The following is a 22,751-nucleotide window of genomic DNA, read 5'->3' as shown; positions in this document are numbered from 1 at the left end:
CGCCCGGGTGTCGGCCGCCCCCTCCGTGACGGCGCGGCTCAGCACCAGCGGGGGGAGTGGCCGCCCTTCGGCACGATGTACCGGGCGGAGCCCCAGGCCCAGGTCCCGTCGGTGAGCAGGTACCAGTGGTCGTTGCCCTCGACGTGGTCCCCGGTGGTCCTGCAGAAGATGTGGACGGTCGCGCCGTACGGCTCGGTGCGGATGATCCGGCTGCTGCGGGTCGGCTTGTCGCGCAGTTTCAGGCCGGACCTGGCGACGACGCGGCCCTCGGTGTGCCGGGGGTGGGCGGCGGCGGGGGCCGTGTCCGGGGCGGCCTGCTCGGCGAGCGCCGGCGTGGCGGTGAGAGCGGCGGCGGACAGTGCGCCGGCGGCGGCGTACAGGGCGAACTTCTGGGGGGTGAGCATGTTGCCTCCTAGGGAGGAGTGGCGGTGCCCCATGGCGGGACACGGCCCTCAACTCGCTTGCTTCACCCTAGAATCGTCACTTATTGATCGCAAAGTGTCACTTTGTGTCACTGGATGGGTTTTCTGATATCTCTTCGTGCGCGGGCAGCACGAGCCGGGCGACCGCCCCGCCGTCCGGCGCGTTGGCGAACGTCAACCGTGCCCCGATCACCTCCGCCTGGCCTGCCGCGATGGTCAGACCGAGCCCGTGCCCGCCCTTCGGACCGCCCGCCTCCGTACGGAAGCGCTGCGGCCCGTGCTCCACCAGATACGCCGGATAACCGGCTCCGTGGTCACGTACGGTGATCACCGGCCCGTCCACGGTCAGCTCCACCGGCGTCCGGCCGTGCCGGTGCGCGTTGGAGACGAGGTTGCCCAGCACCCGCTCCAGACGGCGCCGGTCGGTCTCCACCCCGACGTCGCGCACGATCCGGACGCCGGTCGGGGCGGGAACCGCCCGCGCCGCGCGCTCGGCGAGCGGGCCCAGCCGGTGCAGGTCCAGCTCCACCTGCTCGCTGCCCGAGTCGAGCCGGGAGATTTCGAGCAGGTCCTCGGTCAGGCGGCGCATCGCCGCCACCCGCTCCTGCACCATCTCCGACGGGCGGCCGGGCGGCAGCAGCCCGGCCGCCGCCGTCAGTCCGGTCAGCGGGGTGCGCAGCTCGTGCGCGACGTCGGCGGTGAAGCGCTGCTCGCTCAGCAGCTTGGACTGCAACGTCCCGGCCATGGTGTCCAGGGCGCCCGACACGATGGCGACCTCGTCCTGGTGGCGGCCCGGATCCTGGTTGCGGGGGTCGTGCACCCGGGCGTCCAGGTCGCCCGCCCCGATCCGGCGGGCCACCCGCGCGGTCTGGTGCAGCCGGCGGGTGACCCGGGTGACGGCGAACGCGCCGACCAGCAGGGTCGCGCCGATGGCCAGCACCGAGGAGCCGATGATGGCGCGGTCCAGGCCCGTGATGGTGTCGACGCCGGCCTGGTAGTCGAGCGCGACCGCGAGGGACCGCCGGTCGGCGGCGCGGGCCGCCCACATGCGGGGGCGGCCGTCGAGGTCGTTCCCGACGACGGTGCCCTGCTCGCCCTTGCGGTTCAGCGCCCGCAGCGACTCCGGCAGCCCCGGCAGGTCGAGGCCGGCGCCGGGCGGCAGCGGCTCGCCCGCCTCGTACGCCTCGGCGGCCCGGCCCAGGCGGTCGAGGGCCTTCTCGCGGGCCTGCTCGACGGTCTGGTGCGTGACGGAGACGTGCACGAGGGCGCCGAGGAAGAAGGCCAGGAGGCAGCAGATCACGGTGAGGAAGGCGAGGGCCTTCCAGGTCAGCGAGGCGGTCCAGGCGGGAAACCGCAGACGGGCCCGGCTCATCCGAGGGGGCTCGCGGGGCGGGCGGGGGCGGGGCTCGCGCCGACGCTGCCGAGCGTGCGGCGGGCCGAGCGGCTCGTGCGGGGCTCCGTGCCGTCCGTCCCGGCATCCGCCCCGTCCGCCCCGGGGTCCGCGAGGCCGTCCGTGCGGGAGTCCGTGTGCTGGGGGGAACGGGGACCCCTGCCCGCCTCCGGGCCGCCGCCCGCACCGGTGTCGAGGTCGGCGCCCCCTCCCGTGCCGGGGCCGGTCCCCGGACCCGTGCCGGTGCCCGTGCCCGCGCCGGACCTGCGGGGGTGCGGGCTGCGGCCGACGTGGACGATCTGGTCCTGCGTGGCCAGCATCGCGTGCTGGCGGGCGTCCCAGGACCACGCCGTGCGGTACTCGTATCCGGCGATCCCCGCGGGCACCCGCAGCACCAGGTCACGGCCCGCGAAGGCCACGCTGATCACGGCGTCCGACGTGCCCATGATCCGGGTCAGCCCGCCCTTCTCGGCGAGGTAGGCGCGGATCGCCAGTTGGCCCCGCGGCATCGTGATCCCGAGGATCAGCTCGTCCTTCCCGTCACCGGTGAGGTCGCGGTAGTACGGCGGGAGGACCGGGCACTGCTTCGGCCGCTCCCCGCACCGGCCCAGCCGCTCCACCGTCTCCGCGTACAGGCCGTCGGGCCCGCTGTAGGTGTCCGGATGCGCGGCCACCTCCGCCCGTACGACCGCCACCGGGTCCACCTTGTGCACGTTGCCGCCCGGAACCCTGAGGCCCTCGGCGGTCTCCGTCTCGGCCACGCCGTAGTCCTCGGCCGGGGCGGTGGCGGGCGGCAGCCCGGGCCACAGCCGCACCGGGCCGGCCGCCGTGGGCGCCGGGCCCGCGCTCTTCAGCTCGCCCGCCTGGACACAGCCCGTGCCCCCGGCGCAGACCACCCCCGCCAGCACGGCGGCCGCCACGGCGGAACGCCGTCGACGGGACGTCGGCGACGGGCGCAGCGAGGGCGGCGGCGACGCCGACGCTCCCCGGGCTGCCGGGGACGGCGTGCGGGCACGGCCGAGGAGCACCGGTCGGCCGACCGGTGCTCCTCGGCCGTCGGGGCGGCGACGGAGGAACAAGAACTCCCCTCCCTGCCGGCCCCTACTTCACGAGGTCGGCGAAGAAGATGATGTTGTCAGAGCGGTGTCCGTCCCGGATCGGCCCCCCGCACGTGATGAGGCGCAGTTCCGGGCCTGCGGTCGTCCCGTAGACCTTATTCGTAGGGAAGTCCTTTTTGTCCACCTGTTGAATTTCGCGGATCCTGAACTTGGCGGTGCTGCCGTCCGCCCGCCCGACCTCGATCACGTCATTGATCTTCATCTTGGCGACGTCGCGCAGCAGGGCCGGCCCCTTGGCGGTGTCGTAGTGGGCGACCAGGATCGCGGCGCCCCTCTCGCCCGGGGTGACCGCGCCGGTGTACCAGCCGGGCTTCTCGGCGTCCGCGACCGACGGCACCTCCAGCTCGTGGTTCTCGTCCAGGCCGAGGTCGAGCATGGTGTCGGTGCGCACGCCGGCGGAGGGGATGGTCAGGCCGGTGGGCCTGGCGGCCTTGAGGGGTGCGGCCTGCCCGTCCTGGACCTGGGGCCGGGCCGCGGGCCGGGAGGCGGCGTTCGTGACGGTGACGTCGGGGGCGAGGGCCGCGGAGGCGCCGCCCTGGCCGCAGGCGACGAGCCCGCCGCCCAGGGCGACCACGAGGACGGACGCGGCCACGAGCCCGGCCGTGCGGGGCTGCTGCGTGCTGGGCTTGGTCGTCGTACTCATGTGATGAATTCTAAATGTCCGCCATTGCGGAGATTCATCGCTCTTGTCACACCCGCCCGACGGCGGACGCCGGAGCGGCCCGTCGCGGCCCGACGCGGCCCGGCTCCCGCGCCTACGGCGTCGCCCCGGCTACCGCTGGTACGGGTTCTGCTGCTGCGGTATGCCCCCGGGGCCCTGCTGGAAGCCCTGCGCGGGCCCGCCGCCCTGGGCCTGGAGGCGCTCCGCCTTGTCCCGCTCCAGCCGCCGTTCGGCCCCGCAGAAGGTGCACTGGGTGACGTACTTCGTGGACACCGGGAACAGCGGCACGAAGAAGAGGGTGAACTTCGTGACCCGTTTGCGCAGGGCGTGCGCGGAGGGATTTCCGCACTGCCCGCACACCAGGGTCAGCATCGCGAGCTGGTAGAGGTAGCCCTTGGTGCCGAAGATGATCATGATTGCCCCCGCTTCGCCGCGCCCGCGCGATCGTCCTGCTCCATCCTGCTCCGTACTGCTTCAACGCACGGCGGACGGCGGTGGTTCCCGGCCCCGGAACCTTCCCGGCCCCGGAACCGGGCCCGGACCCGGAACCTTCCCGACCCCGGACCCGGAGCGGCCGCCCGCGCCGCTTCCGCACCGCCCCCCGGGTGTCCCCGATCAACTCCCCCTCTCCCGTGCACAGTTGTTGCCCCGGAGGGCTGCCTGCTGTTCCCATGGCAGGGGGTGATGCACCATGAAGCCACTGCGCGTCACACCGGCCCACGGCCGCGGCGGCGCCCGTCTCTACGTCGCGCTCCCCTCCGGCCGCACCCTCGCCTGGTACGACCGGGACACCGGCCGGGTGAGCCTGCTCGCCGAGAGGCGCCGCGAGGAGGTGCTCACCGCTCTCGCGCCGTACGTGACCGGGCCGCTCACCGTCGGGCCGCCGCCGGTGCCGTCCGCGGCCGACCTGGCGCGGCTGGCGCTCCACCCGGACGACGACCTGGCCCCGAACCGGCCGGGGGAGGCGTTGCACGCGGAGCTGGACGGGGCCCCGGCGCCGTGGCGCCTCCGGGCCGATCCACGGCGCGAGGCGCTGATCGCGCTCCAGCGCACGGGAGAGGAACTGGACGGGCTGGAGAGGACGGGCTGGCGGGTGCTGCACTGCGTGCCCCTGGCCGGGGGAAGGCGGCCGGACTTCCTCGACCACGTGCTGATCGGGCCCGCGGGGGTGCTGACGGTACGGACGGTCCCTTCGCGGAACCGCCGCTTCCGGCTGGATGCGGCAGCCTCCGTCGTACGCCGGGCAGTACACGACGCCGAGCGGGCCTCGCAGGCGCTGGCGACGGGGGCACGCGCGTGCCTGGCGGTCGTCGGCGCCACGCGGGTCGACGGAGCCGCCTCGAACGATCTTCTGCTCCTGCGGGACGGGACGGCGGCGACGGTCCTCGCCGGGCTGGAGGGCCTGCTCAAGCCCGCCGACGTCGAGTCGCTGTACGCGTCGGCCCGCGACCGCCACACCTGGCTCCGCGTGCCCTAGCCTCCCGGCAGCAACCCCGCCCGGTACGGGTTCAGGAGAGAGCCAGCACATCCCCGTGCTCGGCCGGGCGGACCATCACCCCGCCACCTGCGCGCTACCGGGCAGCCGCGCCCGTGCCGCCACCCTGCCGCATCCCGGCCGACTGCTGGGCGACACCCGGCAGATGGGCCCCCGGCGCACCTGGGGGACGGACTGACGGCCGTCACCCGTGAACCGGACCCACGGCACAAAAAAATCGGGCGCCCGTACCGAAGTACGGACACCCGATCTCGACACTCGACAGACGCGAACAGGGCATGAAACCCGTTCCCGTCCTTCAAGTGCCCCCGGCAGGATTCGAACCTGCGCACCCGGCTCCGGAGGGCGTTGCACTTTGAGGACTAACCGCTGCTCTGAGCTGCGAGAATGTAAAGCCACGTTTGGGAATGAGGCCGCTCCACTCGCCTCTCACTCGCAGACGGGCTCTGCGGACAGTGATTCCTTCGCCCCGAAGCAACTTGGGTAGGGCGTTGACCCGTGGCCTGGCCCGGCGTCGTCACGGCAGTTCTCCGGGCTTTGGCATGGTCGTACGAGCGTCACAGACGGAACGTGGTGACCTGGGGCAGTCGTCTCGGGCACCTGTCACTGGCAGTCTCCGTTTGTCAGCGTTGAGCGGCCTCGGACGGCTCGGAGTTGGTCCGAAAATCCGGCGAGCTGACGGCGTAGCCAGCTAGCATCATGTTCGGTTCAAAGTGGGGGCGCACTATGGTAATTCGTTGTTGAGGCGTCGATGGCGCGCCCTATCCGCTGGCACGTCCACGTCTGACGAAGACGCCGCAAGCCGTCGCTAGAGCACGCCAGAGAGGTGCATCGATCTGAGCGCGTAAGTTTCCGGCGGAATACCTTCGAACAGGGTTTCACATCGCTGGCTTTAATGCTAGATAAAGTAAATGTCCGCTAATTTGGAGCGTCCATGGCACGCCTGGTAAGCGCTACGGTATCCACAAGTGAAACCTCCCTAGTAGTAACCTGCTCTCTCGATACCGAAGAGGGCTTGTTGGTTCCTATTCAAATGACCCTTCTTGGGCATGACGATGTTGCCGTGAATTTCTTCGCTAACGGCGCATGCTCTAAAATCGGATCGAGCTGGGAGTTGAGGGTCTCTCTGGAAAGCGGAGACCGACGCAGGATTGTCCAAATTGCGAAAATCGTGGATGGGTCGGGACAAGATATTGCGATTAGTGAACCGCTAATCTTCCTTAAGCCTGAATCGGGTAACGAATGGCACGCCGGGGACAGGGCGAGAAGGGAACTTTCTGAGATCGAGGCGGCAAGGCGGCAGCGGTATGCGGTTACGCTCCAAGCTGACGACGCAAAGGCAACCGATCAAATCTTCTCCTCGGTTATACTCGCTGATGACTTGTTGATTACGTCGCAACTCAGAATTCCCGGAATTTCGGTGCTGAAGCTGACTGATTCCACGCTGGGATCCGATGGGGCTAGCGTGCTGAATTCCGTACTAGGTCAGCTCGGCTTTACCGCATTCGTGTCTTCCGAGGCTTGGCTTTCTGAAATGCGTAACAGGCGTCCTGCAGTTGTGCTCCATATGCCGTCAGTGCAAGCCCCCGACGCAGGCACTGCCGCTATGGCAAGCCGTAAGGCTGCGCACCAACTGCTGGACTTGCTGGCATTGAACAGGGGAAGTCGGGGGCGCATCATTGGTGGGGTGATCGGAACCCCGACTAGCGCGCCGTCCGGAGGGATGAAATTCTCGGGATCCTGGATCGAAGGAGGGGGATACCAAGGTAATCTACTTGGCGGATTCATCGCTGGCGAAGACCCCCATTCGCTTCTCAGTCAATGGGATGCTGTAAGCCAGGATCCGCGATTGCGCCTCTGGCTATCACTATATTCGGACGCCATCATGGATGAGCGGTGGGAGTATCAGCTATTCCGTTGCTTCAACCTCCTGGAAGGGATTGGCAAAGAGAAGCTTCCTTCAAATGCAGCCATTGTCGGGTCTGATGGAATTCCGAAGCTCATGGCAAATGGCCAGAAGTACACCACAAAGCAGGCCCAAGGAAAGGTATTCGAGCTTCTCAGGTTGATTGCATCAATGACTAATCAGGCCGAGTCGAATTTCGCCCTAAGGGGAACTGGCGGAAGCGGAGACTTGTGGGATGAGATCGGCGTCTGGACCGCTGTGCGTAATTCTGTCGCTCACCGTGGCAGTTGGTCCCTGCCGGAGGGGAAAACTCCCGACGCCAAACACGCGCAGATTGAACAGGGGATTAAAGCACGAGGGCACGATCAGACAATGGCTTCTGGAGTTGACGCCCTTGTCCGGTCCATCAGGAACGCCGCTGAGGCCACTATTTCGGCGGGTCTGAGGAAGTTGATTTGAGATCCGTCAAGAAAATTGAGAACGCGCGTACAGTGATCCCCTCGACCGACGCTAGCGGAGCGAGCCGCCTTAATCGAGTATGGAAACTTGCTGCAATGGCGGGCCTCCGTGGCTGCTGCAACACCATCGGCAGTGTTGCAGCAGCCTATGACCGGACACCCCGGACAGCTCTCGCTTCCGCTGTCCGGGTCGTTTGTGCTGGTCAGAGGCTTAATCGGACAGTCGGACAGGGCCGCTCGCTGGCGCAGTACGGCCGCGAAGACCCGAGAGGGCATCGCGGACAGCCTCGCGACGACCGCGCTCGCCATGATGGGTGACGCTGCCAAGGCTCCGACACCGGAAGAAGTCCGTCATGCGGTGCGCTGACGTGTCGTCCCTGCCCACAAGAACGAAGAGCCGCCGCCGGACCTGGTAGCCACGTGCACGTGGCTGTCACTGCATTCGCTCCCGCTCTCCTCTCTGTCGGACCCGAAGGTTCCGCGGGACATCCAGTACCGGCTCTCCTCCAAGTTGGATGACAAGCCCGCCGCGGGGGAGACGTACAAGCGCCGTCGGCGGGGCCTGAACACGGCGATGGAGTACGCGGTCGAAGCGGGTTACCTGGACAGCAATCCGCTCGCCAACATCCGGCGGAGCGGCTCGCGGACCGGAGACGCGGTCGATCCTCGCGTATTGGTCAATCAGGAGCAGGGCTCGCAGCTCTTGACCGCCGTTTCGTACGTGGGGAGCATCCACCGAAATCGCGGCCGTCGACTGGTCGGCTTCTTCGCCGTTCAGCTCTATGCCGCGCTCCGGCCAGCCGAAGCGGTAGGGCTCCGCGAGAAGGACTGCTACCTCCCCGAAAAGGGATGGGGCACCCTCACCCTCCGCGAGACCCGGCCCGTGGTCGGAACGAAGTGGACGGACTCAGGTCTCCGGCACGACCGCCGCGGCCTGAAATCCCGCGCGGCGAACACGGACCGGCCGGTCCCGATACCGCCCATCCTGGTCGCGATACTCCGCACGCACATTGCGGAGTTCGGCGTGGCCAAGGACGGCCGGCTGTTCGCCAACGAGCGTGGGGGAGTCCTCGGCTCCACCAGCTACTGGCGAGTGTGGCAGGAAGCCCGCCCGTACGCGCTGCCGCCGGACAAGACCGACTCACCGCTCGCCCACCGGCCGTACGACCTTCGGCACACCTGCATCACGAACTGGCTGAACGCCGGCGTCCCCGTAGCCGAAGTCTCTCGCCGCGCCGGAAACTCCCCGGAGGTCGTCCACCGCCGCTACGCAGGCTGCATCGACGGCCACGAGGAATTGAACAACCGGAGGATCGAGCAAGCCATGGGCTGGGAAGGGAAGTTGTAGCCACGCTTACGTGCTTCGGCTATAGGCGACGACGGAGGGCTGACCCCAGATTTACTGAGGTCAGCCCTCTAACTGCTTTCTGGGCACGCAACCAACGAGGTATTAGGGTGAGTTAGAACTTATCCGCAATGAAGTACTCGCTCCAGTCTTCCTGGTAGATATGAGTATCCCAATTGGTCCTGATCATGGTGCCGTCCAGGAAGTGGCCGGGAGGAAGTTCCTCTGGGACTTGCTCGGAAAGGAGAGTAGTTACGTCCGCGTGAAGTCCTTCGAGGAACCCGTTGCGAGCTCTGTCCACTCGGTCAACTACCGAGCGAAGTACGCCTATGCGGAGCTGCAACGGTTGAAAATCTGCGACCAAGAAGCCCCCGTTCTCTTCTCTAGGTCCTCCCTGCTCTAGTGCCATCAAGAAGGGCTCATAATAGGTTTGGATGAACTTGTCCTGAGTGATGGGAAGGTTGATTGCTTCTTCTTCGAACTCTGGAGGGTCGATTGCCAAAATGGCCAGAGGCTCCGAGCCATCGTTCAGTTTAGGAAAATGTGCGGCACAACCGAAAGTGAAGTCAGGTGCCATTCCTGCGATGGACTTGATGGTGCCTTTCTGTTCGATCATTTTCTGTTCAAGCTTCCAGTCCACGACGCCAGACCGCCCCTTAGCCTCTGCTACTATCCAGCCCCCGTCTTTTTTTTGACCGAACATATCTGCACGCTTCTTGGTGGTCTGGGAGAAAACGAGATGGTGGCGGCTGGCATAGCGATCTACATGCATAAGAAATCGGACCGAAAGCACTCTCTCGCTAAATACTCCAGTCATAGCCTGGCCCAGTGTGTAGGACAGGGCGACTTTCTCGGAACGATCGAGTTCTCGCGCAAGATCGGAGCGCATAAGTCGACCACCTGGCCCCATGCGCAGGTAGGCGGGTGCAAGCGCTACGCGGTGGATCCATTCGAAAAAGGATGTAGCGCCATGAGTTGCTCGGTCTGCAGGAGCCCGCCCCGTGACAAAGAGTGCGTGTGCGAGATCATCGACCGGGAAGGTGATTAGATCTGTCCTGCGCTGAACGACCGAAGAAGGAAAATTCTTCGCCGTGTACCAGACGTTGAAATTTTGTTGACTTGCCATCTGCTCTCCCTCAATGGCCGCTCAATGCGCCGACTTGAGCGGAAACAGGAGGGCCAGTTTAGGCAATCTGGTGGAGCAGGGTTGAAGAACGGGGAGGATTCCGGGCTTGAGGCTGGCGGAGGTAGTGACCTGGCGGAGAGGTTCGTCGGATTGCTGGGGGGCGCCTCCATGCAGACCTCGCGGGTCTAGCGTGGGGGTGAGGTGCAGCCTCTTAGAACCACTCGCCACTCACTCGCGAGCAGTGCCAGACAACGACGAAGGGCCGGACCCAGTGAGACTGGATTCGACCCTTCATTCTTGGCACCTCGCCTGGTCAGCGCCGTGAAGACGCTGTCCGGACTGAAGTGCCCCCGGCAGGATTCGAACCTGCGCACCCGGCTCCGGAGGCCGATGCTCTATCCCCTGAGCTACGGGGGCGTGTCGCCGGTGTGTCGGCGACGTGGTGAACCTTACCAGCTCCCGGAGTGTGCCCGTGAACCGAATTTCCGCGGCCCGCGCACGTCAGCCTCCCGCAAGCGCTTCGCCCGCGCGGGACCGAAGTGGGCAAAACCCGGACGCGGTGCGGGAGCGCGACCTACCCTCGAAGAGTGCCAGGCGCGTTCGGCCGGGTCCTTGTCGTCGACGACAACAAGGCCATCCGCCAACTGATCACGGTCAATCTCGAACTGGAGGGCTTCGAGGTCGTGACCGCGTCCGACGGTGCCGAATGCCTGGAGATCGTGCACCGGACCTGCCCCGACGTGATCACCCTCGACGTCGTCATGCCCCGCCTCGACGGCATCAGCACCGCCGCCCGGCTCCGGGCCGACCCGCGCACCAGCGGGCTGCCGCTCGCCATCGTCAGCGCCTGCACCCAGTACGAAGTGGAGAGCGGCCTCGCCGCCGGAGTGGACGCCTTCCTCGCCAAGCCCTTCGAGCCCGCCGAACTGGTCCGGCTCGTGCGCAGGCTGGCGGGTCAGGAGGAGCCGCCGTCAGCCGACGGCGGCCATGCCGGTGAGTGCGTCCGCCCCACGGGAGGATGCCGGCCCGCCCCGTGAGGCCCCCGCCCGGCTCCGCCCGCATGCTGAAACCGGTTGGCGGGGGAGCCCCCCTCCTCGCCTAGGCTGGCCCCGTGACCCCCGCAGAGCTCTCCCGTACCGTGCTGCGCGCCGTGCGCCGCGCCGTCGAGGAGGACGCCTTGAGCGCTCCGGTGCCCGAACGGGCCGCCGTCGAGCGCACCCGCCCCGGGGGCACCGGTGACTGGGCCAGCAACGTCGCGCTCCGGCTCGCCAAGCAGGCCGGCAAGACCCCCCGCGAGGTCGCCGACGTGCTCAGGGCCCGGCTCGCGGACACCCCCGGGATCGCCGCCGTCGACGTCACTGGCCCCGGATTCCTCAGCTTCACCCTCGCGGACGAGGCCCAGGACCATGTCGTACGCGAGCTGCTGGAGCGCGGTCTGGTCCCCGACCCCCGCCTGCCCGCCCCCGAGCCCGAGGCCGCCGACGTCGCCCGGCTCGGGCGCGACGCCGCCGTCTGGGCGGCCCTGCTCCCCGGCCCCGACCTCCTCGCCCAGCACGAGCGCAATCCGCTCTTCCGGGTGCGGTACGCCCACTCCCGGACCAGGGCACTGCGCCGGAACGCCGCCGACCTGGGGTTCTCCAGCGCGTACGACAGCACGGTCGACGCCCCCGAGCTCATCGGCCTCCTCGGCGGTTACCCCGTCGAGCTCGACGCCGCCGTGCGGCTTGCCGCCCCCGAGCGGCTCGCCCGGCACCTCGTCGCCGTCGCCGACGCCTTCTTCCGCTTCCACGACACCCACCGGGTGCTGCCGCTCGGCGACGAGAAACCCTCGGCCGCCCACCGCTCCCGGCTGGCAGTCGCCGAAGCCGCCGGGACGGTGCTGGCCGGCGGCCTGTCCCAGCTCGGCGTCAGCGCACCAGACCACCTGTGAGTGAGAGAGAACCATGAGCCGTTCCGCCCACCCCGCCGGGCCCCGCCACGCCGACGTCTTCCCCGAGGGCCACTACACCGCCCCCGCCGACGACCTCAACGCCCTCGACGAGAAGGTCTGGGCGCGGACCGTCGAGCGTGCCGAGGACAGCGGTGTCGTACGCGTCGGAGGCATCGAAGTCACCCGCCTGGCCGAGGAGTTCGGGACCCCGGCGTACTTCCTCGACGAGGCCGACTTCCGGGCCCGCTGCCGTGCCTGGGCCGACGCCTTCGGCACCGAGGCCGACGTCTTCTACGCCGGCAAGGCCTTCCTCTCGCGGGCGGTCGTGCGCTGGCTGAAGGAGGAGGGCCTGAACCTCGACGTGTGCTCCGGCGGCGAGCTGACCACCGCGCTCGACGCCGGGATGCCCGCCGAGCGCATCGCCTTCCACGGCAACAACAAGAGCGAGAGCGAGATCCGCCGGGCCGTCGGGGCGGGGGTGGGGCGCATCGTGCTCGACTCCTTCCAGGAGATCGTCCGCGTCGCGCACATCGCGCAGGAGCTGGGCACGCGCCAGCGGGTGCAGATCCGGGTCACCGTCGGCGTCGAGGCCCACACCCACGAGTTCATCGCCACCGCCCACGAGGACCAGAAGTTCGGCATCGCGCTCGCCGGGGGACAGGCCGCGGAGGCCGTGCGCCGGGCGCTCAAGCTGGACGGGCTCGAACTGATCGGCATCCACTCCCACATCGGGTCGCAGATCTTCGACATGGCGGGCTTCGAGGTCTCCGCCCGCCGGGTCGTGCAGCTCCTCGCCGAGGTGCGCGACGAGCACGGCGTCGAGCTGCCCGAGATCGACCTCGGCGGCGGCCTCGGCATCGCGTACACCTCCGAGGACGACCCCCGCGAGCCCCACCACATCGCCAAGTCGCTCACCGAGATCGTCACTCGCGAATGCGAGGCGGCGAAGCTCAGGACCCCCCGGATCTCGGTCGAGCCCGGCCGCGCCATCGTCGGCCCCACCGCCTTCACGCTGTACGAGGTCGGGACCGTCAAGCCGCTGGAGGGCCTGCGGACGTACGTCAGCGTCGACGGCGGCATGTCCGACAACATCCGCACCGCGCTGTACGACGCCGACTACACGGTCGCGCTCGTCTCGCGCCGCTCCGACGCGGAGCCGATGCTGGTGCGCGTCGTCGGCAAGCACTGCGAGAGCGGCGACATCGTCGTACGGGACGCCTTCCTGCCCGCGGACACCGCCCCCGGCGACCTGCTCGCCGTACCCGCCACCGGGGCGTACTGCCGCTCCATGGCCAGCAACTACAACCACGCGCTGCGCCCGCCGGTCGTCGCCGTCAAGGACGGCGCGGCACGGGTGATCGTCCGGCGCGAGACCGAGGAAGATCTCCTGCGGCTCGATGTCGGCTGATGAAATACACGTCTCACCTGCTGGACGGGGGGCAGAAACTCCCGTCCGGTGGGTGAGACTGGTCAATACCGTAAGAAGTATGAGGAGTGAGGTCGGATGATGCGTACGCGTCCACTGAAGGTGGCGCTGCTGGGCTGTGGTGTGGTCGGCTCGGAAGTCGCGCGCATCATGACGACGCACGCCGACGACCTCACGGCCCGCATCGGCGCCCCCGTCGAGCTCGTGGGCGTCGCCGTACGGCAGCCCTCCAAGGTCCGCGCGGGCATCGACCCCGCGCTGATCACCACCGACGCGACCGCCCTGGTCAAACGGGGCGACGTCGACGTCGTGATCGAGGTCATCGGCGGCATCGAGCCCGCCCGCGCCCTGATCACCGCCGCCTTCGAGCACGGCGCGTCCGTGGTCTCCGCGAACAAGGCGCTCCTCGCCGAGGACGGCGCGGCCCTGCACGCCGCCGCCGAGGAGCACGGCCGCGACCTGTACTACGAGGCGGCCGTCGCGGGCGCGATCCCGCTCGTACGGCCGCTGCGCGAGTCCCTCGCCGGCGACAAGGTCAACCGGGTGCTCGGCATCGTCAACGGCACCACCAACTTCATCCTCGACAAGATGGACTCCTCCGGCGCCGGATACTCCGAGGCGCTCGACGAGGCCACCGCCCTCGGGTACGCCGAGGCCGACCCGACCGCCGACGTCGAGGGCTTCGACGCCGCCGCCAAGGCCGCCATCCTCGCCGGGATCGCCTTCCACACCCGGGTGAGGATCGGCGACGTGCACCGCGAGGGGCTCACCGAGGTCACCGCCGCGGACATCGCCTCCGCGAAGCGGATGGGCTGCACCGTCAAGCTCCTCGCCATCTGCGAGCGCGCCGCCGACGGCAGGTCCGTCACCGCCCGCGTGCACCCCGCGATGATCCCGCTGACCCACCCGCTGGCCTCCGTGCGCGAGGCGTACAACGCGGTCTTCGTGGAGGCGGAGGCGGCCGGCCAGCTCATGTTCTACGGGCCGGGCGCGGGCGGCTCGCCCACCGCGTCCGCCGTCCTCGGCGACCTGGTGGCGGTCTGCCGCAACAAGCTCAGCGGGACCACCGGACCCGGCGAGTCCGCCTACACGCGGCTGCCCGTCAGCCCCATGGGCGAGGTCGTCACCCGGTACCACATCAGCCTCGACGTGGCCGACAAGCCGGGCGTGCTCGCCCAGGTCGCGACGGTCTTCGCCGAACACGACGTGTCGATCGACACCGTCCGCCAGTCGGGGAAGGACGGCGAGGCCTCCCTCGTCGTCGTCACCCACCGCGCGCCCGACGCCGCCCTCTCCGGGACCGTCGAAGCGCTGCGCAAGCTCGACACCGTCAGAGGTGTCGCCAGCATCATGCGTGTTGAAGGGGAGTAAGGACCCATGACCATCCAGGGCACCCACCAGTGGCGCGGCATCATCGAGGAGTACCGGGACCGGCTCCCGGTGACGGCCACGACGCCGGTCGTCTCGCTCGGCGAGGGCGGCACGCCGCTCGTCCGCGCACAGGTCCTCTCCGAGCGCACCGGCTGCGAGGTGTACCTCAAGGTCGAGGGCGCCAACCCGACCGGGTCCTTCAAGGACCGCGGCATGACCATGGCGATCACGCGGGCCAAGGAGGAGGGCGCGAAGGCCGTCATCTGCGCCTCCACCGGCAACACCTCCGCCTCCGCCGCCGCCTACGCGGTCCGCGCGGGCATGGTCTGCGCGGTCCTCGTGCCGCAGGGCAAGATCGCCCTCGGCAAGATGGGCCAGGCGCTCGTCCACGGCGCGAAGATCCTCCAGGTCGACGGAAACTTCGACGACTGCCTGACGCTGGCCCGCTCGCTCTCCGACAACTACCCGGTGGCGCTGGTCAATTCGGTCAACCCGGTACGCATCGAGGGCCAGAAGACGGCGGCCTTCGAGATCGTCGACGCGCTCGGCGACGCGCCCGACATCCACGTCCTGCCGGTCGGCAACGCGGGCAACATCACCGCGTACTGGAAGGGCTACACGGAGTACGCGGCCGACGCGTTCGCCACGCACACCCCCCGCATGTGGGGCTACCAGGCCTCCGGCTCTGCGCCGATCGTGCGCGGCGAGGTCGTCAAGGACCCGGCCACGATCGCCACCGCCATCCGGATCGGCAACCCGGCCTCCTGGAACTTCGCCCTCGCCGCACGCGACGAGTCGGGCGGGCGCATCGACGAGGTGACGGACCGTCAGATCCTGGCCGCCTACCGCCTGTTGGCTTCGCAGGAGGGCGTCTTCGTGGAGCCCGCCTCGGCCGCTTCGGTCGCCGGTCTCCTCAAGGCCGCCGAAGAGGGCAAGGTCGACAGGGGCCAGCGCATCGTCTGCACGGTCACCGGCAACGGCCTCAAGGACCCGGAGTGGGCCACCGCCGGCGCGCCCCCGGCGACGGCCGTCCCGGTCGACGCGGCCATCGCCGCCGAGAAGCTCGGCCTGGCCTGAGCCCCGCGAGGGCGCGGGGCCGCGGTCGATCCGCGGCCCCGCCGCCCGGGGGCCCGCCCGGGTTCCGGGCCGCCCGGGCCCGCCCCGCCCGGGCACGCCCTCCGGGGCGCACCCGGGGGCGCGGGGAACCGCGCGACCAGCCACGACGAACCCACGGCCCCCCACCCGCCCCCGGCGGGCCCCGGGCCCCGTCCCGCGCGTCCCGCGCACCCGGCACGGGCGAGCGAGCCCCACTCCTTTGCCCCGCGCCCAAGCGACACGTGCGCCCTATGTCGCCGGGGAACCTTCCTTCGATAGGCTGTACCGAACCCGCCACGCCGCATATGCGCGGTGTCGTTGCCGTACAGGCCCCGGGCATCCGGTATCCCGGAGCGAAGTTCACCCAGCACCTCGCCAGCACCCCCGCCACCCAAGGAGATCGTCGAGCGATGGCCGGTCCCGCTTTCCGAGCCGCCGCCGTGCGCGTGCGCGTCCCCGCCAGCAGTGCCAACCTCGGCCCGGGCTTCGACGCCTTCGGCCTCGCGGTCGGGCTGTACGACGACGTGGTCGTCCGTGTGGCCGACTCCGGCCTGCACGTCGACATCGCGGGCGAGGGCGCCGCCACCCTGCCCCGCGACGAGCGGCACCTTCTCGTACGGTCCCTGCGCACCGCCTTCGACGCGCTCGGCGGGCAGCCCCGCGGCCTGGAGATCGTCTGCGCCAACCGCATCCCGCACGGCCGCGGCCTCGGCTCCTCCTCCGCCGCCATCTGCGCCGGCATCATGGCCGCCCGCGCGGTGACCATAGGCGGCGACGCCAAGCTGGACGACGCGGCCCTGCTGGAGCTCGCCACCGAGATCGAGGGGCACCCCGACAACGTCGCTGCCTGCCTCCTGGGCGGCTTCACGCTCGCCTGGACGGACTCCGGCGCGGCCCGCGCCATCAGGATGGACCCCGCCGATTCCCTCGTCCCGGTGGTCTTCGTCCCCGCCACGCCGGTCCTCACCGAGGCCGCCCGCGGCCTTCTTCCCCGTACGGTCCCCCATGTGGACGCAAGCGTGAACGCGGGCCGCGCGGCCCTGCTCGTCGAGGCCCTGACCAGGCGCCCCGAGCTGCTGATGCCCGCCACCGAGGACCGCCTCCACCAGGACTACCGGACCCCCGCGATGCCCGAGAGCCTCGCGCTGGTGGCCCGGCTGCGCGCGGACGGCGTTCCCGCCGTCATCTCCGGCGCCGGGCCCACGGTCCTGGCGCTCACCGAGGACCACGCGGCCGACAAGGTCGTGCGGCTGGCGGGCGAGGGCTGGGCCGCGGCACGGCTCGACTTCGACGCCGCCGGTGCGAGTGTGCTTCCGCTCGCACCGCAGGACGTGTCCGAATAGGACCGCGGGCGATTGCCGGCGGAAGAGAGGGGGAATGTTTGTTGGAGCCGGTAGTGTTAATCTCAAGTCTGCATCCGACGCCCTTGCGGCGCGGTGCATCGTGTCCCCTTCGGGACCATCTTCCTCCGGGAGCCTCCCCAAACTGCCTGAGCAGCCTGCCTGAGCAGTTCTGAGCACGCTCCGGAACCGGCACGACACCCCGTGTTCTTCCCAGAGGGGGCAACTGGGGACTTCGGGTCGGAACCCCACGCACGTTCATCTCTCCGCCACATCCGGCGGACCACCGCCCCGGCACGGTTCTCCAGAGGGAGCCGCCGGCACAGCACAACCGGTCGCCGAGCCAGACAGGCCGACGTCCGCTCCAGGGAAGGACCCTTCGTGAGCGACACCACCGATCTGATGGGCGTGACTGCCGACAAGAATGTCGACAACGCGTCCGACGCAGGTGCTGCCACCGGCAGTGCCCCACGGCGCCGCCGCTCCGGCACCGGCCTGGACGGCATGGTCCTGGCCGAGCTGCAGCAGGTCGCGTCCGGCCTCGGGATCAAGGGCACCGCGCGCATGCGCAAGGGCCAGCTGATCGAGGTCATCAAGGAGACGCAGGCGGGCGGCGGCTCCGCCCCGGCCAAGAGCGCCGCCCCCGCCGAGGCCGAGGCCAAGCCCAAGCGCCGCACCACCGCCAAGGCGCGCGGTGAGGCGAACGCGCCGGCCGAAACGGCCCCCGAGGCCGAGCCCGCGCCGAAGGCCGAGAAGAAGGCCGTCGCCCAGCAGCAGATCGACATCCCGGGCCAGCCCGCGAGCGACGACCAGCCGGCCGGCGAGCGCCGCCGCCGTCGCGCCACCGCGGCGGCCGGAAGCCCCGAACAGGCCGCCTCCGCAAGCGAGGTGACGGACCGCCAGAAGTCCGAGCCGAAGGGCGACCTCAAGACCGAGGTGAAGACCGAGGTCAAGACCGAGGCGCAGACGGACACCAGGACGGACGCCAGGACCGACCAGGCGGTCGACAACGCCGAGGGCCGCCGCGAGCGCGGCAACCGCGGCGACCGCCAGGGCCGCGGCGACCGCCAGGACCGCCAGAGCCGCCGCGACCGTGACCGCGACCGCGGCAACAAGGGCGGCGACGACCAGGGCCGCCAGCAGCGCCAGGGCCAGGGCCAGGGCGGAAACCAGGGCAGCCAGGGCCAGGCGGGCGGCGGCAACCAGGGCAACCAGGGCCGCGACCGGGACCGTGACCGCGACCGCGACCGTGACAATGGTCCTCAGGACGACGACGACTTCGAGGGCGGCCGTCGCGGCCGTCGCGGCCGCTACCGCGACCGCCGTGGCCGCCGCGGCCGCGACGAGTTCGGCCAGGACGCTCCGCCGCAGGTCAACGACGACGACGTGCTGATCCCCGTCGCCGGCATCCTGGACATCCTCGACAACTACGCGTTCATCCGTACGTCCGGCTACCTGCCGGGCCCGAACGACGTGTACGTCTCCCTCGCCCAGGTCCGCAAGAACGGCCTGCGCAAGGGCGACCACACCACGGGCGCGGTCCGCCAGCCCAAGGACGGCGAGCGCCGCGAGAAGTTCAACGCGCTGGTGCGCCTGGACTCCGTCAACGGCATGGCGCCGGAGAGCGGCCGCGGCCGCCCCGAGTTCCAGAAGCTCACCCCCCTGTACCCGCAGGACCGGATGCGCCTGGAGACCGACCCGGGCATCCTGACGACCCGGATCATCGACCTCGTCGCCCCGATCGGCAAGGGCCAGCGCGGTCTGATCGTCGCGCCGCCGAAGACCGGCAAGACGATGATCATGCAGGCCATCGCCAACGCGATCACGATCAACAACCCCGAGTGCCACCTGATGGTCGTCCTGGTCGACGAGCGTCCGGAAGAGGTCACCGACATGCAGCGGTCGGTGAAGGGCGAGGTCATCTCCTCGACCTTCGACCGCCCCGCCGAGGACCACACCACCGTCGCCGAGCTCGCCATCGAGCGTGCGAAGCGCCTGGTGGAGCTGGGCCACGACGTGGTCGTGCTCCTCGACTCCATCACCCGCCTGGGCCGTGCGTACAACCTGGCGGCCCCGGCCTCCGGGCGCATCCTCTCCGGCGGTGTCGACTCGACCGCGCTCTACCCGCCGAAGCGCTTCTTCGGTGCGGCGCGCAACATCGAGGACGGCGGCTCGCTGACCATCCTGGCCACCGCGCTGGTCGACACCGGCTCGCGGATGGACGAGGTGATCTTCGAGGAGTTCAAGGGCACCGGCAACATGGAGCTCAAGCTCGACCGCAAGCTCTCCGACAAGCGCATCTTCCCCGCGGTGGACGTCGACGCGTCCTCCACCCGCAAGGAGGAGATCCTCCTCAACGCGGAGGAGCTGGCGATCGTGTGGAAGCTGCGCCGGGTGCTGCACGCGCTGGACTCGCAGCAGGCGATCGAGCTGCTCCTCGACAAGATGAAGCAGACCAAGTCGAACGCCGAGTTCCTGATGCAGATCGCCAAGACGACGCCGTCCGGCAACGGCAACGGCAACGACTAGTCCCTGACGGGTCCTGTTCGTACGAGCCCGGGCGCGGGTCACCGGAAAGGTGACCGGCGCCCGGGCTCGCCCCGTTTCCGGGCGGGCGCGCCGCGGCCGGCCGCGCGGTTCCCCGCGCCCCGTGCACGCCCGCCTCCGGCGGCACGCCGAGACGTACGCCACATCCGCCGCCCGGGCCCCGCGCCCGCGGGCCCCGCCCACGTGTCCGGGAAGTCCCAGCTCAGCGCGGATAAGAACGGCTCTTAGACGCCTTCGGCAGAGTGCCCACCACCCCCGCCGCACCCGGAGCGCCCAGCCCCCTGTGCAACCCTTCTGGGTGATTCAACGTCTGACAAGTGTCGACAAACCGTGCCTGATCCACCACGGCAGGGGGTACGCGGGCATCCACGGAGGACTGAGGAGCGCATGACCGACCAGGGCAGGGGCGGCCGAATACGGGCCACCGGCAAACGCCGCGCAGCACGCAAGCGCCGCAAGGGCACCACCCTGGCCTGGGTGGCCGCGGGCGTCGTGCTGGTCGGCGGCGGCGGCCTCGGCGCGGTCTACTTCAAGCTCGACGGCAATCTCAAGGGCGTCGACATCAACGGCGCCCTCGGCACCGACCGCCCCGACGAGGTCGACAACGGCTCGCAGGACATCCTCGTCCTGGGCTCCGACTCCCGGCACGGCGACAACGCCAAGTACGGAACCGACGAGGGCGGCGCCCGCTCGGACACGGCGATGATCCTGCACGTGTACGAGGGCCACCGGAAGGCCGCCCTCGTCTCCCTGCCGCGCGACACCCTGATATCCCGCCCGGAGTGCGTCTCCGACAAGGACGGGAAGACGGTCGTCCCGGCGGCCGGGCGCCAGATGTTCAACACGGCGTACGAGGTCGGCGGCCCGGCCTGCGCGGTGAAGACCGTCGAGCAGATGTCCGGCATCCGCATGGACCACTACGTCGAGGTCGACTTCACCGGCTTCAAGAAGCTCATCGACGAACTCGGCGGCGTCCCGGTCACCACCCACAGGGCGATCAAGGACACCAAGAGCCACCTCGACCTCCCGCCCGGCACCCACCGGCTCGACGGCGAACAGGCCCTCGGCCTGGTCCGCACCCGCAAGAGCATCGGCGACGGCTCCGACCTCGGCCGCATCCAGCTCCAGCAGGCCTTCATGAAGGCCCTGCTGGCACAGGTCAAGGAGGTCGGGGTGTTCACCAACCCGAAGAAGCTGTACGACCTCGGGGACGCCGCCACCAAGGCCGTCACCACCGACAGCGACCTGGCCTCCGTCTCCAGCCTGGTGTCCTTCGCCAACGGGCTCAAGGGCATCGGCGCCGACGACATGAAGATGGTCACCCTGCCCGTCAGGTACGACCCCCGCGACCCCAACCGCGTCGTCCCGCTGGACCGGCAGTCCCAGGAGCTGTGGACGGCGCTGCGCGGCGACCGGCCGGTCCCCGCGTCCGTCACCGAGGGGTCGGCGGGCGACAAGGGCGACGCCGGGAAGATCGTCGGCGGCGGCTGAGGCCGGCCCGGGGGAGTGGCCGGAAACCGCCGCCCGTCCGTGGCGCGGAATACCTCGGGGCCCGCCCCCGTTGAGATGATTACCTTCGAATTTTGAAGCGCGGGCCAGCCCTGGCAGACTGGTCCGTCGGCCCCGGTTCACGTATCCCGCAAATCCGCGGATGCGACCCGGCGCCCTCCGAAACTCTAGGAGTCACCTTGAAGCGCGATGTTCACCCCGAGTACGTCGAGACCCAGGTCAGCTGCACCTGTGGCGCGTCGTTCACCACCCGTAGCACCCTGACGGACGGCACCATCCGTGCCGAGGTCTGCTCCGAGTGCCACCCGTTCTACACGGGCAAGCAGAAGATCCTCGACACCGGTGGCCGCGTGGCCCGCTTCGAGGCCCGCTTCGGCAAGGCCGGCTCCGCCGCGAAGTAGCGAGTCATCGCGCCGGTCCTTTACCGCTCCCCACCGGAGCGGGGGAGGACCGGCGCTTTGTCGTGACGCAGGCACTCACCCTTCACTACTGAGCGAAATCAGCGAACCAGGAGCCCGAAGATGTTCGAGGCGGTCGAGGACCTGATCGGCGAGCATGCCGATCTCGAGAAGAAGCTGGCCGACCCGTCGGTCCACGCCGACCAGGCGAACGCGCGCAGGCTCAACAAGCGCTACGCCGAGCTGACCCCGATCATCGGCACCTACCGGGCCTGGAAGCAGACCGGCGAGGACATCGAGACCGCCCGCGGGTTCATCGCGGACGACCCCGACTTCGCCGCCGAGGTCAAGGACCTGGAGAAGCAGCGCGAGGAGATCACCGAGAAGCTGCGGCTCCTCCTCGTGCCCCGGGACCCCAACGACGACAAGGACGTCATCCTGGAGGTCAAGGCGGGCGCGGGCGGCGACGAGTCCGCCCTGTTCGCCGGCGACCTGCTGCGCATGTACCTCCGCTACGCCGAGCGCGTCGGCTGGAAGACCGAGATCATCGACGCCACCGAGTCCGAGCTCGGCGGCTACAAGGACGTCCAGGTCGCCGTCAAGACCAAGGGCGGCAACGGCGCCACCGAGCCCGGCCAGGGCGTCTGGGCCCGCCTCAAGTACGAGGGCGGCGTGCACCGCGTGCAGCGCGTGCCCTCCACCGAGTCGCAGGGCCGCATCCACACCTCCGCCGCGGGCGTGCTCGTCACCCCGGAGGCCGAGGAGGTCGAGGTCGAGATCAACGCGAACGACCTGCGCATCGACGTCTACCGCTCCTCGGGCCCCGGCGGCCAGTCCGTCAACACCACCGACTCCGCGGTGCGCATCACGCACCTGCCGACCGGTGTCGTCGCCTCCTGCCAGAACGAGAAGAGCCAGCTCCAGAACAAGGAGCAGGCCATGCGCATCCTGCGCTCCCGGCTGCTGGCCGCCGCCCAGGAGGCCGCCGAGCGCGAGGCCTCCGACGTGCGCCGCAGCCAGGTGCGCACGGTCGACCGCTCCGAGAAGATCCGGACGTACAACTTCCCGGAGAACCGGATCTCCGACCACCGGGTGAACTTCAAGGCGTACAACCTGGACCAGGTGCTCGACGGCGACCTCACCGCCGTCATCCAGGCCCTCGTCGACGCCGACTCCGCGGCCAAGCTCGCCGCCGCGCAGTAGCGGCAGCGTCG

At 69.7% G+C, this 22,751-nt stretch carries 19 protein-coding genes and 1 tRNA gene; 13 read left to right on the top strand and 7 right to left on the bottom strand.

What is annotated here, in order from left to right; all coding sequences use genetic code 11:
- Positions 1-38 precede the first annotated feature (38 nt).
- From ACIP93_RS05280 to ACIP93_RS05260, 5 genes are all read right to left on the bottom strand, one after another.
- Positions 39-404 carry an SH3 domain-containing protein gene (locus ACIP93_RS05280; protein WP_345228425.1) on the bottom strand — a complete coding sequence of 122 codons (366 nt, stop codon included), beginning with the start codon at positions 402-404 and terminating at the stop codon, positions 39-41.
- 97 nt (positions 405-501) lie between these two features.
- A complete protein-coding gene (locus ACIP93_RS05275) occupies positions 502-1,794 on the bottom strand; it encodes an ATP-binding protein (RefSeq protein ID WP_401755927.1) in 1,293 nt (430 codons plus the stop codon).
- Positions 1,791-2,732 (bottom strand): hypothetical protein, encoded by a 942-nt coding sequence (locus tag ACIP93_RS05270; protein WP_401755925.1) that lies wholly within the window; start codon positions 2,730-2,732, stop codon positions 1,791-1,793. The genes ACIP93_RS05275 and ACIP93_RS05270 overlap by 4 nt, the downstream gene beginning before the upstream one ends.
- Before the next feature lie 181 nt (positions 2,733-2,913).
- Positions 2,914-3,573, bottom strand: a complete 660-nt coding sequence (locus ACIP93_RS05265) for a class F sortase (RefSeq protein WP_401755922.1) — start codon at positions 3,571-3,573, stop codon at positions 2,914-2,916.
- 129 nt (positions 3,574-3,702) lie between these two features.
- The gene (locus ACIP93_RS05260; protein WP_401755919.1) at positions 3,703-4,005 is read right to left on the bottom strand and encodes a zinc-ribbon domain-containing protein; all 303 of its coding nucleotides are present in this window, start codon (positions 4,003-4,005) and stop codon (positions 3,703-3,705) included.
- A 277-nt stretch (positions 4,006-4,282) separates the two neighbouring features.
- Here ACIP93_RS05260 and ACIP93_RS05255 point away from each other — a divergent pair, with 277 nt between their 5' ends.
- From ACIP93_RS05255 to ACIP93_RS05245, 3 genes are all read left to right on the top strand, one after another.
- Positions 4,283-5,068, top strand: a complete 786-nt coding sequence (locus ACIP93_RS05255) for a nuclease-related domain-containing protein (RefSeq protein ID WP_401755916.1) — start codon at positions 4,283-4,285, stop codon at positions 5,066-5,068.
- 952 nt (positions 5,069-6,020) lie between these two features.
- A complete protein-coding gene (locus ACIP93_RS05250; protein ID WP_401755913.1) occupies positions 6,021-7,451 on the top strand; it encodes a hypothetical protein in 1,431 nt (476 codons plus the stop codon).
- A gap of 573 nt (positions 7,452-8,024) precedes the next feature.
- Positions 8,025-8,798: a tyrosine-type recombinase/integrase gene (locus ACIP93_RS05245; protein ID WP_401755910.1), complete on the top strand. Its 774-nt coding sequence runs from the start codon at positions 8,025-8,027 to the stop codon at positions 8,796-8,798.
- A gap of 112 nt (positions 8,799-8,910) precedes the next feature.
- Here ACIP93_RS05245 and ACIP93_RS05240 read toward each other — a convergent pair whose 3' ends face one another.
- Positions 8,911-9,921 (bottom strand): hypothetical protein, encoded by a 1,011-nt coding sequence (locus ACIP93_RS05240; RefSeq protein WP_401755907.1) that lies wholly within the window; start codon positions 9,919-9,921, stop codon positions 8,911-8,913.
- A 345-nt stretch (positions 9,922-10,266) separates the two neighbouring features.
- A tRNA-Arg gene (locus tag ACIP93_RS05235) sits at positions 10,267-10,338 on the bottom strand.
- Positions 10,339-10,460: 122 nt separating this feature from the next.
- Here ACIP93_RS05235 and ACIP93_RS05230 point away from each other — a divergent pair.
- From ACIP93_RS05230 to prfA, 10 genes are all read left to right on the top strand, one after another.
- Positions 10,461-10,958 carry a response regulator gene (locus ACIP93_RS05230; protein ID WP_345228419.1) on the top strand — a complete coding sequence of 166 codons (498 nt, stop codon included), beginning with the start codon at positions 10,461-10,463 and terminating at the stop codon, positions 10,956-10,958.
- Between the two features lie 74 nt (positions 10,959-11,032).
- Complete coding sequence (gene nrtL / locus ACIP93_RS05225; RefSeq protein ID WP_401755904.1) at positions 11,033-11,851, top strand: ArgS-related anticodon-binding protein NrtL; 819 nt, start codon at positions 11,033-11,035, stop codon at positions 11,849-11,851.
- 13 nt (positions 11,852-11,864) lie between these two features.
- Entirely contained in the window at positions 11,865-13,259 is a 1,395-nt protein-coding gene (lysA, locus tag ACIP93_RS05220) for a diaminopimelate decarboxylase (protein ID WP_345228417.1), read from the top strand.
- Positions 13,260-13,358: 99 nt separating this feature from the next.
- Positions 13,359-14,648 carry a homoserine dehydrogenase gene (locus ACIP93_RS05215; RefSeq protein WP_345228416.1) on the top strand — a complete coding sequence of 430 codons (1,290 nt, stop codon included), beginning with the start codon at positions 13,359-13,361 and terminating at the stop codon, positions 14,646-14,648.
- Positions 14,649-14,654: 6 nt separating this feature from the next.
- Positions 14,655-15,725: a threonine synthase gene (thrC, locus tag ACIP93_RS05210; RefSeq protein WP_401755899.1), complete on the top strand. Its 1,071-nt coding sequence runs from the start codon at positions 14,655-14,657 to the stop codon at positions 15,723-15,725.
- 428 nt (positions 15,726-16,153) lie between these two features.
- A complete protein-coding gene (gene thrB, locus ACIP93_RS05205; RefSeq protein WP_345228414.1) occupies positions 16,154-17,086 on the top strand; it encodes a homoserine kinase in 933 nt (310 codons plus the stop codon).
- Positions 17,087-17,464: 378 nt separating this feature from the next.
- Entirely contained in the window at positions 17,465-19,612 is a 2,148-nt protein-coding gene (rho, locus tag ACIP93_RS05200; protein ID WP_401755895.1) for a transcription termination factor Rho, read from the top strand.
- A gap of 405 nt (positions 19,613-20,017) precedes the next feature.
- Positions 20,018-21,121 carry an LCP family protein gene (locus ACIP93_RS05195; protein ID WP_401755892.1) on the top strand — a complete coding sequence of 368 codons (1,104 nt, stop codon included), beginning with the start codon at positions 20,018-20,020 and terminating at the stop codon, positions 21,119-21,121.
- A gap of 197 nt (positions 21,122-21,318) precedes the next feature.
- Positions 21,319-21,540, top strand: coding sequence for a 50S ribosomal protein L31 (gene rpmE, locus ACIP93_RS05190; RefSeq protein WP_345228411.1), 222 nt, complete (start codon positions 21,319-21,321; stop codon positions 21,538-21,540).
- Positions 21,541-21,660: 120 nt separating this feature from the next.
- Positions 21,661-22,740, top strand: a complete 1,080-nt coding sequence (gene prfA, locus ACIP93_RS05185) for a peptide chain release factor 1 (protein ID WP_345228410.1) — start codon at positions 21,661-21,663, stop codon at positions 22,738-22,740.
- The last annotated feature ends 11 nt before the right edge of the window (positions 22,741-22,751 follow it).

Source organism: Streptomyces sp. NPDC088745 (assembly GCF_044751045.1).
Taxonomy (GTDB): domain Bacteria; phylum Actinomycetota; class Actinomycetes; order Streptomycetales; family Streptomycetaceae; genus Streptomyces; species Streptomyces cremeus.
The sequence above is the reverse complement of the archived record's forward strand: the minus strand, read 5'-3'. Positions and strand labels throughout refer to the sequence as shown.

Coding starts and splice junctions, on each gene's coding strand:
- prfA (WP_345228410.1), top strand. CDS start 21,661: ATGTTCGAGGCGGTCGAGGACCTGATCGGCGAGCATGCCGATCTCGAG.
- lysA (WP_345228417.1), top strand. CDS start 11,865: ATGAGCCGTTCCGCCCACCCCGCCGGGCCCCGCCACGCCGACGTCTTC.
- ACIP93_RS05245 (WP_401755910.1), top strand. CDS start 8,025: ATGGAGTACGCGGTCGAAGCGGGTTACCTGGACAGCAATCCGCTCGCC.
- ACIP93_RS05255 (WP_401755916.1), top strand. CDS start 4,283: ATGAAGCCACTGCGCGTCACACCGGCCCACGGCCGCGGCGGCGCCCGT.
- ACIP93_RS05265 (WP_401755922.1), bottom strand. CDS start 3,573: ATGAGTACGACGACCAAGCCCAGCACGCAGCAGCCCCGCACGGCCGGG.
- ACIP93_RS05275 (WP_401755927.1), bottom strand. CDS start 1,794: ATGAGCCGGGCCCGTCTGCGGTTTCCCGCCTGGACCGCCTCGCTGACC.
- ACIP93_RS05280 (WP_345228425.1), bottom strand. CDS start 404: ATGCTCACCCCCCAGAAGTTCGCCCTGTACGCCGCCGCCGGCGCACTG.
- ACIP93_RS05260 (WP_401755919.1), bottom strand. CDS start 4,005: ATGATCATCTTCGGCACCAAGGGCTACCTCTACCAGCTCGCGATGCTG.
- thrB (WP_345228414.1), top strand. CDS start 16,154: ATGGCCGGTCCCGCTTTCCGAGCCGCCGCCGTGCGCGTGCGCGTCCCC.
- ACIP93_RS05240 (WP_401755907.1), bottom strand. CDS start 9,921: ATGGCAAGTCAACAAAATTTCAACGTCTGGTACACGGCGAAGAATTTT.
- ACIP93_RS05215 (WP_345228416.1), top strand. CDS start 13,359: ATGCGTACGCGTCCACTGAAGGTGGCGCTGCTGGGCTGTGGTGTGGTC.
- ACIP93_RS05195 (WP_401755892.1), top strand. CDS start 20,018: ATGACCGACCAGGGCAGGGGCGGCCGAATACGGGCCACCGGCAAACGC.
- ACIP93_RS05250 (WP_401755913.1), top strand. CDS start 6,021: ATGGCACGCCTGGTAAGCGCTACGGTATCCACAAGTGAAACCTCCCTA.
- thrC (WP_401755899.1), top strand. CDS start 14,655: ATGACCATCCAGGGCACCCACCAGTGGCGCGGCATCATCGAGGAGTAC.